Origin of the sequence: Pseudoalteromonas sp. GCY, from assembly GCF_016695175.1 — a bacterium.
Classification (GTDB): domain Bacteria; phylum Pseudomonadota; class Gammaproteobacteria; order Enterobacterales; family Alteromonadaceae; genus Pseudoalteromonas.
This window is the reverse complement of the sequence record NZ_CP068023.1, coordinates 1,712,038-1,730,066: the sequence shown is the minus strand read 5'-3', so window position 1 is coordinate 1,730,066 and position 18,029 is coordinate 1,712,038. Positions and strand designations below refer to the sequence as shown.

Sequence of the window (18,029 nt, the reverse complement as noted above, 5' to 3'; positions counted from 1 at the left end):
CCTCACCCCAAATCAACATTTCTAAATTTAAATATTTACATAAATTTAAAGATGTTGATTACTACTTGATGGTGTGGGCTCTCTGTACACGGCGCTGAACGAGGAGTCGCTGGATAAAAATTTTAACTGACTTGCAATAGCACCTGACGAAAGTTCCGCTAAAAAGGCTAGGAGCAGAGTAAACTTCACCTAAACACAAGGCCATAGAATACTGGCTGAGTCTGCAATGAGCGGCCAAATGTTTGCGTTTTATAATAAAAATAAGAACAAGCTGAAGGTGTTGTATTGGGATAACACCGGCTTCGCTTTGTGGTAAAAGCGGCTTGAAAAAAGACAAGTTTAAATAGCCCGACAAAGAAGGCGATGACGTCACTACCCTAAGCGCCGAACAATAGCAGTCGTTATTGTCTGGCTAGTCCGTCATTGCTCTTAAGCCATTCAGTTATGGTTATAACAAGGTTTTTAGATCACGAAGTTGCCTAATTAAAATTAATAAATAAAAAGTACTTACTGGTTAGATAAATCAGCGCAAACGGTGCTACCAAAATCGAAGCTAGGGCAAAGCCGTCCACAACACACTCAGATAATGGTCAACACTCATTCGCTACCTAGATGACAGACACCTAAAGATAGACTTTGGTCGTGCAGAGCATGCTATCAAACCGTTCGTCATAGGCCGAAAGAACTGGTTGTTTAACTTCACTACAAGTGGTGCGGAAAGCGAAATACCGTGCACCTGATCTCTTGGGAAATCTCCTTGGCTTTTTGGTTCAGAATAGCCATTTTTCGTTTTTAACTCATTAATTATCTTTGCATCTACCCAGTAGATGTCGACATTGGAATTCTCGTTATCCATCCCCCGATTAAACAATATGTATTTGCCATCCGAAGTGACCGTAGCATAAGCATCCCATTTGTCTGAATTTACCTTATCACCCATGTTGATAGCACGTCCCCAACTGCCATCTTGTTGTTTAAAACTGATGTATAAATCCGAACTGCCGAATCCTTCCGGGCGCTCGCTATCCCAAATTAAGTAACTCTCATCTGGTGCGATAAAGGGGTGTGCGGTCCATCGTCCTGAGTTAATATTAGCGCCCAGCTCTACTGGTTCAGTTCGGTTACCATCAAGTAGCCGCGAAATCCGAATCACCTCTCCTCGATTATCATCAAAAACGTAAGTCCCTGCCGATGAGGCCGATAAACGCATAACTCCAAAATCACTTCTATCAATTTCTGGCCCCACACTCTTTCGAGCAGACCAGCCGCCTTTAGTTCGCTCCTTGTAACCTTTTGCCATATGCATACGTTCACCATCTGGCGAGAAGGTCACTTCGCCATTGCGAGGAAATTCCAGATACTTTTCCCAGACATTGTTTACCTCACGAAAGCCATTGACGATCGCGCCTTTGTTATTGTCACCTCGAGTGACATAGTAAAACTCCTTTAGATTTGGGGAGAAAACCCCTTCTAGTTCCCAACCGGATGTTGAGATAATGCCTGGCGCAAAAGGCTCAGCAATTTCTCCTGGTGGCGTTTGTCCCATATAAGCACCCGTGAGCTTTACAAGGCTCTCTTATTGTCCATTACTTTTATTGGCAATCATCAGTATGGAGAGCGAAAATACGCTAAAAATACATGCTCGCAGCATAGCATTTCCTTTAAAAGTCAACGTTACGGGTTCACGCTAACAAGATCCAAAGTTCGATAACTGACGTTATGATGATTTTTAGATGATTTCGTTCTGAAGGGGAAAGACTAAAAGTTGATAAGTTCAATAACATTAAAATATATATATTTTTCAATATATTATTAACTGTGTTGTGAAAAGGAGATATTTGTAGGCTGAAGGCCAAATACTTTATATAAGTACAAACACAGCAAACCAAGGATGTCGCACAAGTGGTTTTGAGGCGTTGCGCTGTGCTCAAACCAAAACACGACGCAACAATTAAACAAGTTTGTAGTTGGTTTTAAGATTTCGCGAGGTTTTGTTCGTAGACCTTAAGTGCGTGTTCTAAATCTTCTATCAAGTCTTCTACGTCTTCAAGACCGATGTGAAGGCGGATCACGGGGCCAAGTGTCCAACCTGTGGCTGATCGCAAATGCTCCATGGTTTTATTGGCTGTAACTAAGCTTTCATAGCCGCCCCATGAGAAACCCATTTTAAAATGGGATAAGGCATCTAAGAAACGGTTAATCGCCTTTTGGCTACCTTCTTTCATTACGATTGAAAATAAACCATTACTGCCATCAAAGTCTCGCTTGAAGAATTCATGACCGGGGCAAGTCTCAAAAGCGGGATGTCTAACGTGATCCACGAGCGGATGCGCTTCGAGCCATTTCGCCACTATCTTTGCCGACTGCTCGTGTTGCTTTAACCTCGCAGGCATAGTACGTAACCCACGTAGTGCTAAATAAGCATCATCTGCAGAAGTACATTGACCAAGTAAATACGAGTGCTCTCTAAGCTCAGGCCAATAACGCTCATTTGCAACGGCAACCCCCATCATGACATCCGAATGCCCTACAATATACTTAGTTGCCGCTTGAATGCTGATATCAACACCATGATCGAGCGGACGAAATTGCCAGCCATTGCCCCACGTATTATCAAGCATAGTGATAACGCCACGGCGCTTTGCAACTTCAACCATCGCAGGCACATCTTGAACTTCCATGGTGATTGAACCTGGAGACTCTAAGAACAACACTTTGGTATTGTCTTGAATTAACGCGTCAATACCAGCACCAACCATAGGGTCATAATAAGTGGTTTCGATACCATAGCCTTTTAACAGCTTATCGCACAAATCTCTGGTTGGTTCATACGCAGTATCCACCATCAGCAAGTGATCACCTGCTTTTAAAAATGACAGTAGTGACTGTGCGATAGCAGCAGCACCGGACGGATATAAGGCGCAACCCGCACCATTTTCAAGCTCTGTAATGGCATCTTGCAAGGCGAAATGGGTATTGGTGCCACGGCGGCCGTAAAACAATGTGCGATGTCCACGGCCTTTTATCGCTTCTTGCATTTCTGCAACGCTCTCAAAAACCACGGTAGAGGCGCGCTGAACAACTGGGTTTACTACCCCTTTGGTATATTCTGCTTTTCTTCCAGCAGCAACGATTTTAGTATGCTTTTTCATAATTACTCTTCTGATTGTGCACGCCAGTATTCAACTAAATATCTGGAGATAGAGTCTTCTCTGGTGAGTTTATAGCCGGGCTTTGTATCACCCCACTCTGAAAATGTATTAAGCTCCGCCCGTGAAAACCATTTTGCTTGCTCAAGCTCATCTTGCTCGACAAAAATCTCTGTGGTTTTCGCCTTCGCGATAAATCCAAGCATAAGTGAAGACGGGAACGGCCAAGGCTGCGAGGCAATATAAGTGGCGTCGTATGCTTCAACACCCGCTTCTTCCATCACTTCCCTTATAACGGCTTGCTCTAACGACTCGCCGGGGTCAACAAACCCAGCCAGCGTCGAAAATACGCCTTCTGGCCAAATTGCCTGACGGCCCAACAAGCAGCGCTCAACGCCATCAGGGAAAACATGAGTGACAAGCATGATAACGGCTGGATCTGTACGTGGAAACGTCATATGACGACATTCGGGGTTAACACAACGTCTTGCATGACCTGCTTCAACCATTTTATTGGGTTGCCCACAACGTCCGCAAAAACAATGGGTTTTATGCCAGTAACATAAGCCTCGTGCAAGCACGCCAATTGAGCCTTGTTGCCTTGGTAAGTTACGACCCACTTGGCGCATGTCGATGAATTCTGACTCGGAGTCAATAAAAGAAAGCTTGTCTCGTTGTTTGGAGACGTCAAGCGCAAAATAGCTGTGCGCTTCGTCACGACCTAAGAATATCGCGTCTTGGAGTGCTAAATCAGCGACTTCTATTCGAGAAAGATAATGTAATTCATTATCTCGGACACGCACTAAATTAGCGTCGTCTTGAATTAATAACCAGCGACTATTGTCACCCATTTGAGATAATAACCAGTTTTGATCTTTTCTTTCGTTAGACGCTCTGTCTAACGTCATTTGAGTGTAATACAGCAAGCCCCTATTCCTTCGTGTTCTGGAACATTTTATCCACTTCGGCGAGACCTTAAAACTACCATAGCACAAAGGTACAGGCAAAAAAAAAGCCCATAAATGGGCTTTTGAAAACTACAGTGTGATTTCACACTACAGAGAGGCAAGATAGTCCAACAGCTTTTGATTTTCGTTTTCAATATGCTTATAGAATTCAATATCTTTTAGCTTAGATGCCGCAGCTTCATCGATGACGATTACAGCATCACGATGCATTTGTAGTGCTGAAGCCGGACATGCAGCTGTTAACGGGCCTTCCACCATAGCAACAACGGCATCAGCTTTATTTTCACCAGTCGCTAATAACACGACTTTTTTAGCATCTAAAATCGTGCCAATACCCATTGTGATTGACAAGTGAGGTTGGTACTCATCAGCTTTAAAAAAACGAGCATTATCATCAATCGTCGCTTTCGTTAGGGTTTTAACCCGAGTGCGTGACGTCAACCCAGAAGATGGCTCGTTAAAGCCAATATGGCCATTTCTGCCAATACCTAACAGTTGTACATCAATTCCACCAGCAGATTTAATACGCGCTTCATACTCGCCGCACGCCGTAATTGGATTTTTTGCATCACCCGGCGGTACGTGCGTGTTACTTTTATCAATGTTGATATGGTCAAACAGCTGCTGCTGCATAAAGTAACGATAACTTTGTGGATGCGAGCCATCGAGGCCTAAATATTCATCTAGGTTAAAGCTGGTAACTTCAGCAAAACTGATTTCGTTCGCTTGGTTACGCTTAATTAATTCTTGATACAAAGCAACCGGTGTTGAACCCGTCGCTAATCCCAACACAGAGTTAGCTTTACGCTTTAATTGCGTTGTAAAAATGTCTGCACCATATGCTGCCACTTCGGCAGCGTCTTTTAAAATGACTACTTGCATACGATTAACCAAATGTTGAGATGATTAGAATAAAATGGGATCTGAGCCTTGCCTCGCGTGCAATCAAAGCAAGGTCAGATCGAACCTAATTGGGATACACAACATTAGGTTATTACCATTATGACAACGCTGTCATTATTATCAGAAATAATTCGCTTGTAAAGCAAAAGTGAAAAAAAATATGGATATTTTTTACTCTATGCAATCGAAAGGTGTTAAAAAGCCCACAACGGTGGGCTTTTTGAAAGGAGGCTTGTGAATATTATACACTTACAAAAATACGGCGTTTATACATCCAATGCAGCACTAAAAGCTGTACCGCCAGTAGCGCAAAAACAGCAATTAGCGGCTGCCACGCTGTTGGCACGGCGGCAATCACGCCACCGAATATGCTTTTACTAATAAAGGTCCAATTCACTAAGCTTGAGGCCAAATAAATAATAATGGAATTGGCTCCTATAATAACAAATGGATACGCCCAACGTTGAAAGCTGAGTACATCTACTATCGCGTAAAATACCGCAAGTAGAATTGCACTCCAGCCTACGGTTACTAGCACAAATGAGCTTGTCCACAGTTCTTTATTAACTGGAAATTGCATGTCCCAAAGCCAACCTAGTGCTAAGACGAGTACACCAGAGCCTGTCAAAATACCAACGGTTTTCCACTCTCCCTGCGTTTGTGCATTAGCAATAGCACGACCAGCAAATACACCTGCGATAGCATTTACAATGGCAGGTAAGCTTGACAGCACACCTTCTGGGTCAACAGGACGATTTTGATAACTGATCCCTGGTAGTAAATACGTGTCAATGAACGCATTCCAACTACCAACACCATTTGCACTTAAGTCCCCCGCTTGCCCACCAGGAACTGGGACAAAGCAAAGCAGTAACCAATAAAATAACAATATGCCTACACCCACATAGGCCAAGGTTCGCAAACTCGTATGCCAAACCAGTAAAGCACAAAAGAACCAAGCAAACGCGATGCGACCTAACACACTGGCGTAGCGAACACCGTCAGGATCCATTGGGATCCCAGTTCCCCAACCATGGTTGTATAACACGCCAAAAGCACACAGTAACAAAAGGCGCTTCAGTGCTTTGAGATAAAACGGTTTACGTTCATTAAAGGGCAAATGGTCGATACGTTTAGGCGACAAGCCCATCGCCACACCCGATAAAAAGATAAACAGTGGAAAGATAAGATCATAAAAAGTGAAGCCATGCCAAGGGCTGTGCAGCGTGTGCGCTTCAAACGCCTTCCACCCTTGCCATCCGGTCAATACAAACAGTGCCGCAAAAATAGACTGGCCACCTAAGATCCAGAACATATCCATGCCGCGTAAGGCATCTAAAGACGCAAGTCGCTTTGGCTTATTATTCGTTGTCATTGTTATTTATCCGCGTGAAAACATTAACTATGGATCGCTCAATCAAGCAAATCCATTTGCCTCAAGGTTAGTTTTGATGCGCGTTGCAATCATGACTCTATCATTACGCACACGACAATAACTTCCTGAGTTGTCGATCCACCCATGCTTAACCAAATACCGGCTAAGCTTAAAAAAACAAAGCCCCGCGGTACTACTGCGGGGTTTTATCAGGGAAACTTAAGCGGCCGTTTCCGTCCACTATTCAATTGCAAATCAGTTATAGCAACTGACCACCAATATAGGTTTGCTTCACAATCAAATCGCTGTCGAGCACCACGAAATCAGCATCAGCGCCCGATCTTAGATGCCCCTTTTGAGACAGGCCAAGATATTGCGCAGGGTAAAGAGAGGCCATGCGTAAACTCTCAGCTAGGCTCACGTTAAGCGTATTGACGGTGTTTCGCACTGCACTTGCCATATCCAATACACTGCCAGCAAGCTCACCGGTTGTTGAATTTAACCGATCACCGGTACGAATAACTTTTCTGCCATCAAAAAAGTCAAACTCCGTATCATCTGTACCAACCGGAGGCATGGCATCCGTCACTAGCATCATTTTGCCGCGCTGCTTAGTACGAATCGCAAGCTGCGCCGACAATGGATGAACGTGATGGCCATCAACGATCAAACCACACCAGCTATTGTCATTCCAAAGCGCTGCGCCGACAACGCCCGGCTCACGGGAAGTGAACGCAGACATTGCGTTAAATAGGTGAGTAAAGCCATCCACGCCAACGCTGAGCGCGGCATTAGCCGTTTCATAATCCGCGTTTGAATGACCGATACACACTTTCACACCCAGTGAAATCAAGCGTTCGATATCGCTAAGTGGCACAGTTTCAGGTGCTAAAGTCACCATTTTGATGCCTAAATCTTGACGCGCGTAAACCGCAAACTCTTGCTCTGAAATTGGTCTGATGAACTTTTCGCTATGCGTACCCTTTTTAGGATGAGATAAGTGTGGACCTTCAAAATGGATCCCAAGCACTCCGGGCTGATTAGTAGCAATAGCTTCTGCTGTTGCATCTGCCGCTTGTTGCATCACTTCAATCTTGTCAGTGATAAGGGTTGGCATTAATCCCGTGGAACCAAATTGGCCATGTGCTCTAACCATAGTCGCCAAGCATGTCGTGGATTGCTCGGCGTTAAAAAATGCGCCACCACCACCATTAACTTGAACGTCAATAAAGCCTGGAACAACTAACCCTGAAAGTTTCCTAACATTGGTTACTTGCGACTCAGTTACATAACGAATTTGACCGTTCTTTACCTCGAAAAAAACGTTATTTTTAAAACATTCACCATCAAAAAACTCTGGAGCAAAATAACATTGAGTCGTCATTAGTTCGCCTTTTTAAATTCTTGACCTGCACTTTGAATAGCAAAGTAAATAGCCCCCATTTCAGGAGGTTGTTTAGGTAATTGGACTTGCTTTGCAACTTCTGGGTCGAGCCAAGGTTGTAGCGGCTCGGATAATCCGCCGATCATAGAGAGTCTAGGCGGGTTTAATTCAAGTAAACGCTGAGCTAAACGACTGATATATTCCGCACCTGAATTCACAATTGAAAGGGCAATTTCATCATTTAGTTTTGCTTGCTCTAATACATAACGAGCCAGCTTTGCATAGCCGCTAGACGGCTGCCCCGCCATTTGCTCTGCAATACCCATTGCCCCTTTCGCACTGAAGTGCTCTAGTAATACTTGGCTCAATGACGTTTTTTCGCCAAGGCCATCGAGGTCGAGTAACGCAGCTTTTACCGCCTCTAACCCCATCCAAGCACCACTACCCATATCGCCTTGAGCAAAGCCATGACCACCATAGTTCACTGTTTTACCATCAACTAAGGCAAAACCACAGGAGCCGGTGCCGGTAATAATCACTGCACCATCGCTACCCTCATGAGCACCAATACACGCGGTGTGTAAATCTGTGGTAAGGAACATTTGTTTAAAGGGATGCTCCCATTGCATGATTTTGTCATAGAGCGCGGGTAAGTTAACACCTGCAAGACCAAGACCTGCATTTAGCTCATGTACTTGTTCAACACGAAGACCTGCGTCTTGTAACGCCATTTGTGTCGACACCATGATAGATTCAAGCGTGCGCTCTAAACCATGTAAGGGATTAGCAGGACCGCCTAGACCCGTACCCAAAACGCCATGTTGAAGAGAATAAATTGTAGCGCGGCATTTTGTTCCACCACCATCGACGCCGATGTATAGTTGGTCTTGGTTAACCTGTTTAGCCATCATGTAAAGACCCCTACTTTGCTCTAGATTAGACCGCGTTATTGTTTTCGTTGGACACGGTTTTTCATTCATGTTGAATTGATGTTACACAACAAATGACAGCGTTGTCATTAAATTTTTCAAGAAATTTCTTCATTTTGAAAAAAACTAATATTGCACAGTTTGTGAGGATTGTCAGTGAAAAATTGCAATAATCGTCAAATTACAAGGACTAACAGAGATTAGGGATTGTTAGACACATAATAAAAAAGCGACTCAATATTACATCAAGTCGCTTTATCGATTTAACCTTATCGTTCAGGTTATTCGCTATCGTAAGTCTAGGTTACTTGACCCCAAGTTCTCTCAAACGCTCTTGCAAATAGCTATCTGCAGTGTAACGCTCTGACAACACAACATCCGGTCTTGGATGCAAGAATAGCGGCAATGAAATACGAGATTTCGTCGACGCTTTGCCTGTTGGGTTAATCACACGGTGAATTGTCGATGGGAAGTAATCACCCGACGCCTCTTGCAGCATGTCACCAATGTTAATAATCAACGAACCAAAGTCGCATGGTACGTCTAACCAACTGCCATCTTGTCTTTGCACTTGCAGGCCAGGCTCATTTGCCGCTGGTAATACAGTAAGTAGATTGATATCACCATGAGCTGCGGCGCGAATTGCACCTGGTTCTTCATCACCTGTCATTGGTGGGTAATGAAGAATACGTAGTAATGTTTGCTCTGATTCTTTGATCATATCTTTAAGGTCAATAGAGAATCTCGCTCTCACATCTGCAGGCGCTTCAGCTTGCACCCAGCTTAGCAGTTCTTGAGCAAACTCGCTCGCTAAACGGTAATATTCACGAATTTCCGCTTCTAATTGAGCCGGTACGCGACCTTTTGGATAAACGTGAAAGTACTCTTTAATGTCTTTTACTGTAAAACCTTTCGCAACTTCAGAGACTTCTGGTGGGAAGTAACCGTCTTGGGTTTCTTTATTGAAAAGGAACTCGTGTTTTTCTTCTGAATTAAAAAATTCTTGCCAATGTTTGTAGATTGATTCAACCAACTCTTGTGGGATTGGGTGATTTTTTAGTACACCGAAACCCGTGTTTCTTAAAGATTCTACAAATTCTTTCGCAGCATTTGGCGATTGATAGTCTACGGTAGGTAACTGTTGCATAATGGTTCCACCAAAATTATTAGTAATTCATGGTTATTTACTCAATTGCACATTGGAGTAAATAACGCACTTCCCGTGTCATCTCAACACTGCGTACCTAGTAGAAGGTAAGGCGTATGTTATCGGGTCTGTTAACCTAGGGGGTTGTTTTTAAGCAGTAAACTTGCATCTAACAAGACTCGCTAAAAACAGCAACAGCAAAGGCTAAAAAGCCCTTATACGATCGTGTTGTCGATAATTCTTCAAAAAGTGTAGCTAATTACATGGTTAGCAGAGTACTTTTTAAAGATTACGTTTTAACAGCGAGCGAGCTTATTGAATTAGGACAAATGATATAAGGACTTATGTCCGCCTTTATGTATAGGACCTGAGACTTTTGATGCAGATCAAGCATTATCGGGGGCATCTATCGGTATTTGGATATCCCACTCCAACCCTTGCGGTGTATTTTTCACACTAAACTCTCCATTGAGTGCCCCTGAAATCAAGTTGGCAGTTAAATTTGCGCTTAACCCAACATGGCCTGCATTACCTCTTTTTGTTGTAACAAATGGTTTTAATAACTCTTGTGTACTAACTCCTCTAAGCCCTATTCCATTGTCAGTATAATTCACATGTAAATTGTTACCCGAGTGCGTAAAGGTGATGGTGGCAAGGTGATCATGGTCAATCCAAGCATGCGCAATGGAATTTTCAACTAAGTTGCTCAGTACCTCAACCAGAGCTTGTCCATCCACATAAATCTCTGTTGTTGTGTTACCAACAAACTGGATTTGTACGTCTTGCTTTGAAAAATCTTTTTTCAGTCTTGTTTCTATTTCTTGTAATTTAACGTCAGCACAGCTGCTATCTCGCTCAGACTGAGAGACCGATTTTAATAAGCTGACAAACTTAGCCACTTTTTCTAGATTACGGCTGCACAGCGCACTACTGTCTTTGATCTGTTCAAACCCCGTAACCAACCCATCCTGCGTAAGCGTACCTGCGGTGAGTGCACTTTGTAGCTCTTGCATGACGCCTTCTAAAAAGGTGTTTGACGTAATACTGGTACCAAGCGGGGTATTAATTTCGTGTGCGATCCCCATCACCATTTGGTTTATGGCTTTAGATAGCTGCTGTTTTACCGCTAATTTTTGCGCTTCAATTAACTTAAATTGGGTGTTTACTCTGGCTATGATTTCAGCGGGTTTATAGGGTTTGGTGATGTAATCAACACCACCGACCTCGAATGCTTGTACCAAGCTCTCGCTGTCTTCATAAGCACTCACAAAAATAACGGGAATGGCCGTCGTCGAATTGTCGGACTTAAGCACTTTACATAGTTCAATTCCCGACATATTTGGCATTTTTATATCAGTAATAATTAATTCAGGCTGATGCTTTTTAACGATACCTAAGGCAATGTCCCCCCCTCGTGCTGCTAATACTTTATATCCTTCCTTTCTTAGTATGAGCTGCAATACCTGGAGGTTTTCCGGCATATCGTCAACAATTAAAATGTCTGACATGTAACGTTACTCAAGTCCTTACGATAGACACTTTTTACAGCATAGCTTGAGAAATTGTATATCGCGACTATGTTTATATATAAATTCACGCGTAAATAATAACTTATGTCCTCAAAAGCATTACTAAGTTGGATCGCACTTTTCGCCTTGATGGCAGCCCTAGGAAGCGCAGCGCTTATCTACTACTCAACAACCACTCATAGCACACTCGCGACCGACGTTAATACCGCTTATCACAACCACCTCTCACTTGAGATGTATAGCAAAGATAAAAACGCCCAATGGCTCGATGACATCAAATCTGCACCAAGTCACTCATTACCACTACCGCTACAACAAATTTATGAAACCCAAGCAAGATTAAAATCTCGATTTTTAGCAGATACGGTTGAACAGGTCGATTTACCTCAAAGTTATCAAAACGCCATCTCACAACTGCCTCTCATTGCAAACGCAGAACTCGAAACAAGCACCAATCAACAACTTAAAATACTGTTGATTACTGGCCTTGCTTTCGCGGTGTTAACACTATTTTTAAGCTTTTATGTTTGGTTTATGCGCACCAAACATTTCTCCCCGCTCTATCGCATCGTCAATACGCTACGTGCACAAGCGTTAAACGGCGCCCCTCTTTCAGTAGCACCCACAAACAGTGACGCCGATGTAAAACGGCTCACACAAGCGATCCATGCAGCCACCACTTCTCAAAGCCAAAAGTTGGCGTCAGCCGCAATTATCGAAAACTATAATCGCGAACTAAAATCAATCACCGGTTCCGAGCCTATCGTGCGCCACGCACTAGAGTTTATTGCCAATGAGTTCAATGCACCGAGTGTTTGCCTCTATGCCAATTCAGAAGACGACACCTTGTCGTTAGTGAAAAGCCATGGGGTGACACCAAGCCACTCAATTATTGCGTCCACGATAGCGTTTTGCGCAACAAATAATGAACCACAAGTACAACAAGAACCGTTGTGGCTCAAAGAACAAGAAGTTGAAGTGAAGTTGCAAAGCCGTTATTGCTTTCCACTAGCCATCGGTAATCATGTAGTTTATGTGCTGCTAGTCGGTAGTGCTCAGGCGTTGATAGACAGCCAATTTGAAGCGCTTGAGTACTTGTGTAAGGACTTAAGTCTCGCGCTTGCTATTAATGAAAATATCGAAAAACAACAAAAGACAGAGTCGGCCTTAAGCGAACAACTTGAACTTACCCACCACATTATCAATGCTATCCCAAACCCTACGTACTATCGTTCTACTGACGGTGTATTTATGGGGGTAAACAAGTCCTTTTTGGCACTGTTAGATCAATTTGAAGTAGATGTGATTGGCGCCAAACTAGACGAGATTTTTGATTTAGGAATAGCCAGTCTATTTGAGTCCAAAGCCCACGAAATTATCACCACAACCCAAGAGCAAACTTACGAAGTACTATTGCTCGATGGCCAAGAGCAGGCGCGGGAACTGATTGTATACGAAGCGCCATTTTTTAATGAAAATGGCGCTGTAGCTGGGATTGTTGGCATGTACCTTGATGTTTCGGAGAGGAACCAACTGCAACGTGAGCTCATAGAGGCAAAAGACTTGGCTCAAAACTCGGCAAAAGCGAAAAGCGAATTCCTCGCCAACATGAGCCATGAAATTAGAACCCCAATGAACGCGATTATTGGTATGTCTCATCTCGCACTCGCGACCGAATTAAATGCAAAACAGCACGACTACGTATCAAAAATAGATACTGCGGCAAAGCAATTACTGAGATTAATCAACGATATACTCGATTTTTCGAAAATCGAAGCTGGTAAAATCGAGTTAGAATATCAGGCTTTTTCAACAGAAAAGTTACTCGACAGTGTTGCTACCATCGTCAGTGTAAAAGCCCAAGAAAAACAACTAGAGTTGGTCTTTGATCTTGACTCACAAGTGCCCTACTGTGTGATTGGCGATCAATTTAGAATAAGCCAAGTACTCATCAATTTAGCGGGTAACGCGGTTAAATTCACAGAAACCGGTGAGGTTGTTATTCATGTTGCCCTCGTCAATGTCGAAAAAGGGTTAGCGAAAATTAAGTTTAGCGTCAAAGACTCCGGTATTGGTATGAATAAACGCCAGCAAAAAAACCTATTTCAATCTTTCTCGCAAGCAGACAATTCGATCACCCGAAAATATGGCGGTACTGGACTCGGCCTCACGATTTCACAGCAACTGGTCAAGCTTATGGGGGGAGAAATATATGTTGAGAGTGAGGAGAACGTCGGTTCGGAGTTTTATTTCACATTAGAAATGGAAGTCAGTGACGAGCTGAGTCAGGCGAAAATGGCCTCTACCCACTTATCAGAGCTATCAGCAACAATCATTGACGATAACCAACACGCATTGGACGTTTTAAGCGGTATGCTAACAAACTTTGGTATGCAGGTTTGCTCTTATTTAGACCCTCATAAGGCATTAAATCAATTCGTCCTGACACAAGATTTACCAGATCTTATTTTCGTCGATTGGCATATGCCAAAATTAGATGGTATCGAGCTGATCACTAAGCTGCAATCGCAAGTCGATGTGTCGCAAAGTAAGTTCATTTTAGTCACAGCTTATGGTCGAGAATTAAACCTCAACGATAGCCAAGCCAGTTTAGTCGATGGTGTACTTTTAAAGCCGATTAATCCGTCAAATCTTGTGGACGTTATTCAAAATGCCGTGTTTGACTCACCAGAAATAAGAACCACTATCACCAAAAAAGAACAAACGATTAGTAAACAAGCACTAAATGGCATATCGATTTTGGTTGCGGAGGATCAACCCGTCAACCAGGAAATCGCAGTGGAGATCTTATCTAGCTTCGGAGCTCAAGTGGCAGTCGCTGATAATGGGCAAGAAGCCATTGAGCAAGTTCATAGCAAATACATAGATATTGTTTTAATGGATATGCAAATGCCAGTGATGGATGGCATTACCGCGACGCAAAACCTTCGTATAGAGTTCGATAAAAATACACTTCCTATTCTCGCGATGACCGCCAACGCCATGGAAGAAGACATCCAGACTTGCATCGATGCTGGTATGAATGGCCACGTCACCAAACCCATCGACGTTGAGCAACTCGTTAAAAGTATTTTGAAATACGCAAGTGCTGAGACCAGTAGCCTTTTAGCAACGCCCGTAGCAAACCCAACAGAAGTCACTACAGAGGTAGAGGAAGTTGATGAGGTCATTGAGTTTGAAGGCATTGATATTGCCGAGGGTATTGCTCGAGCCGCGGGCAACCAGAAGGTTTACTTCGATATCTTAGAAAAGTTCCTGTCCCAGCAGATTGAAGAGCTGATCAATTTAAAACAGGCTTTAGCCATTGAGAATTTTGAACTTGCACATAGCATGCTACATGCATTAAAAGGCGCTAGCGCTAACCTTTCGATTGTTAAGCTAACTGAAGAGTTTAAGCACATTGAGGCTTCTCTTAACGTCCGCCCACCTAATGCGAGCGAAATTGACGAGCTGATTAAATACGTTAAATATGCACTGGAACAATGCCAGAAGCGCCGTAAAAGAGAGGTAACTCAACAGGTAGTAGATGTAACGAAAAACAACGAAGAAAAAGGTGGTAATAGTCAATTAGAGGAACTCATCCAGCTCGCGTGTGCGTTAAGAGATTATGATACTCAAGCCACAGAGTTAGTAGACTCAATTTCGGTAAGTAGCTATTTGACGGAACCAGAACTACAGAAATTAAAAACCGCCATCGCCCGCTTTGAGTTCAATGAAGCCTTTATGATGCTAACATCCATTAAACATGTAGAAGAAGCACCTGAGCTTAATGCAGGAAAAGGCGCACTGCATTAGTGCTATTGCTATATATTTTATCCGAGGGCGAAATGAAGATTTTTACCTAACAGAAAGACCACAGGTGTGGTCTTTCTATATGTGCTAAAAGACAAGTACTTAAATACGGTTTTACAATCCTAACCGATCCATAAAGTCGTCATCTATAACATCTTCTTCCTGCGGCTCCGCTGGCTTTTTCTTCTCAGCCTGACTTGCAATAATGTCATCTGGGTCTACCGACTCCGCAATATCAAAGTCATGTAGCTTAATAAATTCAGTTTTATCCATTGCCAATTCAAGATAGAAAATATTCTGGCCTTGAGTGGTAAAGGTAACGCGTCTCGCCTGCGGGCGATCCATCGTTGTGTCTACCGAGATCTGCACCTGTTTGTTGATAGCCATCATCTTAGGTTGGTTTTGCGTGATAGAGGTATGTAGTTGCTCACGTACTTTATTGGTGAAATCACCAACAATCTGGTTCATCAACTCACCCAATACGTTGGCAACGTCATCGGATAAATGACTATGCGCAATTTCTTCTTCAGGCATGCCCATGTTGCGCATGTAATCGGTATACACCTCCATTGCTGCTTGCGCGGTAAAATTAGTTACGACTAAACCGGTAAAGCCGCCATCAAACAATACGAAACAGCCGATGTCAGGCCTCATACAGGTACGGGTGATCTTTTGTACCATCGCGGAATAGTTAATTTGGTTGCCGCTTGCCGACGACAGAACTTCTGTTACTGAGTGGCATAGCGTTGAGAGGATGTCTTCTGTGCTAATCACTTTGCTTTTCGCCATTTTTGGTCTCATATTTACTTCTTATTGTTAATAGTAGCCAAGCTACTGAATTTATCACTGACTATCCAGCATAAAATGCTAAAATAGCGAGATTATTTTCAAAGAGAGATTTAATGTGACGGGCAAAGACAGTATTTATGCCACTGAGCAAGCAGTAAAAGATTTCACTTTCGACGCCAATGTCGTCGAAGTGTTTCCAGATATGATCCAGCGCTCAGTGCCGGGCTACGCGACAATAGTAAGCACAATGGGCAAACTTGCGGGTACTTATGCGCAAAGTAACTCAAACTTATATGACTTAGGCTGCTCTTTAGGCGCGGTCACGCTAAGCATGCGTAGAAATATAGATAAAGAAAACTGTCATATCATTGCCGTGGATAATTCACAGCCTATGGTAGAGCGCTGCCAACTGCATTTAAAAGGCTTTAAATCTGACGTCCCAGTCTCGGTCACTTTAGGTGATATCAATGAAATAGAGATTAGCAATGCATCTGTCGTTGCGATGAACTTCACCCTACAGTTTATCCCACCAGAAAACCGCAAAGCGGTTCTCGAAAAAATATATCAGGGTTTAAAACCTGGTGGCGTACTGCTATTAAGTGAAAAAATCCGCGGTGAAAACGGTACTAAAGACAACTTACTTATCGACCTTCACCACGACTTTAAACGCCACAATGGCTACTCAGAATTAGAGATCAGCCAAAAACGCACCGCGATTGAAAACGTGATGCGCACGGACTCGTTGAGTACCCATATGACAAGATTAGAGGATATTGGCTTTAATCAAACTCAAGTGTGGTATCAGTGCTTTAACTTCTGCTCAATGGTAGCAATAAAATAGAGGCAATTATGAATCATTGGTTTACCGACTTTTATGCAACCATTGCGAAAACCCCACTGAGCCATTGGCTAGAAACGTTGCCTGCACAGCTTAGCCATTGGCAAAAAGAAGCCCAACATGGCGACTGGCCGAAATGGGAAAAAGTCATTAAAAATCTACCAGAGATCTCAACTACGCATGTTGATATAAAAACCAAGGTTGAGATAGGTACTGGCGCAGACGTTAATGAAGGTCATAAAAAGCAGTTAACGCATTTACTAAAACGCATGATGCCATGGCGTAAGGGACCATTTCATTTACATGGCGTCCATATTGATACTGAGTGGCGCAGCGACTGGAAGTGGGACCGACTGCTCCCCCATATCAGCGACCTTCATGGCCGTAATGTATTGGATATCGGCTGTGGCTCTGGTTATCACTTGTGGCGTATGCGCGGGGAAGGCGCAGAGCTTGTTGTTGGCATTGATCCCTCCGACCTATTTTTATGCCAATTCCAAACTATTAAACACTTTAACCCCGATCCAAACGTGCATTTACTACCACTAGGTGTAGAGCAACTGCCTGAGTTAAAAGCATTTGATACTGTGTTTTCAATGGGCGTGCTATATCACCGTCGTTCACCAATCGACTTTTTAGCGCAGCTAAAGTCTCAGCTAAGAAAAGGTGGCGAATTAGTGCTAGAAACACTCGTCATTGAGGGTGATGTAAATACAGTTTTAGTGCCGACCGACCGCTACGCCAAGATGCGCAATGTATGGTTTATTCCAAGCTGCGACGCATTAACATTATGGCTCGAGCGCGTGGGCTTTAAAGATATCAAAGTGGTAAACAAAGATGTCACGTCGTTAGACGAGCAGCGCCAAACCCCTTGGATGGAAACAGAGTCGCTTGCTGATTTCTTAGATCCAAATGACACCAGCAAAACCATTGAAGGCTATCCCGCTCCGCTCCGTGCTATATTTATCGCAAAAGCGTAAAACCGGTAAGGGGCACCAGCCCCTTACTCATAAGATTCATCAAAACAAAATCATAACCTGCTGATTTAGTTGCATTATTTTACAAAAATAATACCAATTAAGCTTAATTAAGTGATCTATTTTGAGGCGAGAAAATATCTTCGATAACAAGCCGAAAATTTTGCTATTTAGTTGTTCTAAATGAGAAATTTTTAACGCAGTTGGCGTCAGATTTGCTCCTTCAAA

General features: G+C 43.2%; 13 protein-coding genes and 1 pseudogene. 5 read left to right on the top strand and 9 right to left on the bottom strand.

The window, feature by feature from the left end; all coding sequences use genetic code 11:
- The first annotated feature begins 226 nt into the window (after positions 1 to 226).
- Positions 227 to 316, top strand: coding sequence for an IS66 family insertion sequence element accessory protein TnpB (gene tnpB / locus JJQ94_RS24430; protein ID WP_099030978.1), 90 nt, complete (start codon positions 227 to 229; stop codon positions 314 to 316).
- A 271-nt stretch (positions 317 to 587) separates the two neighbouring features.
- Positions 588 to 722 (top strand): annotated as a pseudogene (locus JJQ94_RS12855) (IS66 family transposase); the annotation flags it as partial.
- Between the two features lie 1,251 nt (positions 723 to 1,973).
- Here JJQ94_RS12855 and JJQ94_RS12845 read toward each other — a convergent pair.
- The 8 genes from JJQ94_RS12845 to JJQ94_RS12810 all read right to left on the bottom strand — a co-directional run bounded on the left by JJQ94_RS12845 (position 1,974) and on the right by JJQ94_RS12810 (position 11,363).
- Positions 1,974 to 3,152 carry a cystathionine beta-lyase gene (locus tag JJQ94_RS12845; protein ID WP_099030979.1) on the bottom strand — a complete coding sequence of 393 codons (1,179 nt, stop codon included), beginning with the start codon at positions 3,150 to 3,152 and terminating at the stop codon, positions 1,974 to 1,976.
- A 2-nt stretch (positions 3,153 to 3,154) separates the two neighbouring features.
- A complete protein-coding gene (gene nudC / locus JJQ94_RS12840; RefSeq protein WP_099030980.1) occupies positions 3,155 to 4,057 on the bottom strand; it encodes an NAD(+) diphosphatase in 903 nt (300 codons plus the stop codon).
- A gap of 147 nt (positions 4,058 to 4,204) precedes the next feature.
- Positions 4,205 to 4,999, bottom strand: a complete 795-nt coding sequence (gene nagB / locus JJQ94_RS12835) for a glucosamine-6-phosphate deaminase (protein WP_045988699.1) — start codon at positions 4,997 to 4,999, stop codon at positions 4,205 to 4,207.
- A 262-nt stretch (positions 5,000 to 5,261) separates the two neighbouring features.
- Positions 5,262 to 6,395: a transmembrane glucosamine N-acetyltransferase NagX gene (gene nagX / locus JJQ94_RS12830; RefSeq protein WP_099030981.1), complete on the bottom strand. Its 1,134-nt coding sequence runs from the start codon at positions 6,393 to 6,395 to the stop codon at positions 5,262 to 5,264.
- A gap of 259 nt (positions 6,396 to 6,654) precedes the next feature.
- Positions 6,655 to 7,779, bottom strand: a complete 1,125-nt coding sequence (nagA, locus tag JJQ94_RS12825) for an N-acetylglucosamine-6-phosphate deacetylase (RefSeq protein ID WP_099030982.1) — start codon at positions 7,777 to 7,779, stop codon at positions 6,655 to 6,657.
- Positions 7,779 to 8,690 carry an N-acetylglucosamine kinase gene (nagK, locus tag JJQ94_RS12820; RefSeq protein WP_099030983.1) on the bottom strand — a complete coding sequence of 304 codons (912 nt, stop codon included), beginning with the start codon at positions 8,688 to 8,690 and terminating at the stop codon, positions 7,779 to 7,781. The genes nagA and nagK overlap by 1 nt, the downstream gene beginning before the upstream one ends.
- A gap of 322 nt (positions 8,691 to 9,012) precedes the next feature.
- Complete coding sequence (locus JJQ94_RS12815; protein WP_017219251.1) at positions 9,013 to 9,855, bottom strand: isopenicillin N synthase family dioxygenase; 843 nt, start codon at positions 9,853 to 9,855, stop codon at positions 9,013 to 9,015.
- A 386-nt stretch (positions 9,856 to 10,241) separates the two neighbouring features.
- Positions 10,242 to 11,363, bottom strand: a complete 1,122-nt coding sequence (locus JJQ94_RS12810) for a hybrid sensor histidine kinase/response regulator (protein WP_099030984.1) — start codon at positions 11,361 to 11,363, stop codon at positions 10,242 to 10,244.
- A gap of 105 nt (positions 11,364 to 11,468) precedes the next feature.
- Here JJQ94_RS12810 and JJQ94_RS12805 point away from each other — a divergent pair, with 105 nt between their 5' ends.
- Positions 11,469 to 15,200: a response regulator gene (locus tag JJQ94_RS12805; RefSeq protein WP_099030985.1), complete on the top strand. Its 3,732-nt coding sequence runs from the start codon at positions 11,469 to 11,471 to the stop codon at positions 15,198 to 15,200.
- Between the two features lie 111 nt (positions 15,201 to 15,311).
- Here JJQ94_RS12805 and JJQ94_RS12800 read toward each other — a convergent pair whose 3' ends face one another.
- Positions 15,312 to 15,986 (bottom strand): DUF3334 family protein, encoded by a 675-nt coding sequence (locus JJQ94_RS12800; RefSeq protein WP_099031045.1) that lies wholly within the window; start codon positions 15,984 to 15,986, stop codon positions 15,312 to 15,314.
- A gap of 115 nt (positions 15,987 to 16,101) precedes the next feature.
- Between JJQ94_RS12800 and cmoA the strand changes: the two genes are divergently transcribed.
- Complete coding sequence (gene cmoA / locus JJQ94_RS12795) at positions 16,102 to 16,827, top strand: carboxy-S-adenosyl-L-methionine synthase CmoA (protein ID WP_010378032.1); 726 nt, start codon at positions 16,102 to 16,104, stop codon at positions 16,825 to 16,827.
- An 8-nt stretch (positions 16,828 to 16,835) separates the two neighbouring features.
- Positions 16,836 to 17,804 carry a tRNA 5-methoxyuridine(34)/uridine 5-oxyacetic acid(34) synthase CmoB gene (gene cmoB / locus JJQ94_RS12790; RefSeq protein ID WP_099030986.1) on the top strand — a complete coding sequence of 323 codons (969 nt, stop codon included), beginning with the start codon at positions 16,836 to 16,838 and terminating at the stop codon, positions 17,802 to 17,804.
- Positions 17,805 to 18,029: the final 225 nt, after the last annotated feature.

Bases quoted from the DNA above. Each gene is read 5' to 3' on its own strand.
- tnpB (WP_099030978.1), top strand. From the start codon at position 227: ATGAGCGGCCAAATGTTTGCGTTTTATAATAAAAATAAGAACAAGCTG.
- JJQ94_RS12845 (WP_099030979.1), bottom strand. From the start codon at position 3,152: ATGAAAAAGCATACTAAAATCGTTGCTGCTGGAAGAAAAGCAGAATAT.
- nudC (WP_099030980.1), bottom strand. From the start codon at position 4,057: ATGACGTTAGACAGAGCGTCTAACGAAAGAAAAGATCAAAACTGGTTA.
- nagB (WP_045988699.1), bottom strand. From the start codon at position 4,999: ATGCAAGTAGTCATTTTAAAAGACGCTGCCGAAGTGGCAGCATATGGT.
- nagX (WP_099030981.1), bottom strand. From the start codon at position 6,395: ATGACAACGAATAATAAGCCAAAGCGACTTGCGTCTTTAGATGCCTTA.
- nagA (WP_099030982.1), bottom strand. From the start codon at position 7,779: ATGACGACTCAATGTTATTTTGCTCCAGAGTTTTTTGATGGTGAATGT.
- nagK (WP_099030983.1), bottom strand. From the start codon at position 8,690: ATGATGGCTAAACAGGTTAACCAAGACCAACTATACATCGGCGTCGAT.
- JJQ94_RS12815 (WP_017219251.1), bottom strand. From the start codon at position 9,855: ATGCAACAGTTACCTACCGTAGACTATCAATCGCCAAATGCTGCGAAA.
- JJQ94_RS12810 (WP_099030984.1), bottom strand. From the start codon at position 11,363: ATGTCAGACATTTTAATTGTTGACGATATGCCGGAAAACCTCCAGGTA.
- JJQ94_RS12805 (WP_099030985.1), top strand. From the start codon at position 11,469: ATGTCCTCAAAAGCATTACTAAGTTGGATCGCACTTTTCGCCTTGATG.
- JJQ94_RS12800 (WP_099031045.1), bottom strand. From the start codon at position 15,986: ATGGCGAAAAGCAAAGTGATTAGCACAGAAGACATCCTCTCAACGCTA.
- cmoB (WP_099030986.1), top strand. From the start codon at position 16,836: ATGAATCATTGGTTTACCGACTTTTATGCAACCATTGCGAAAACCCCA.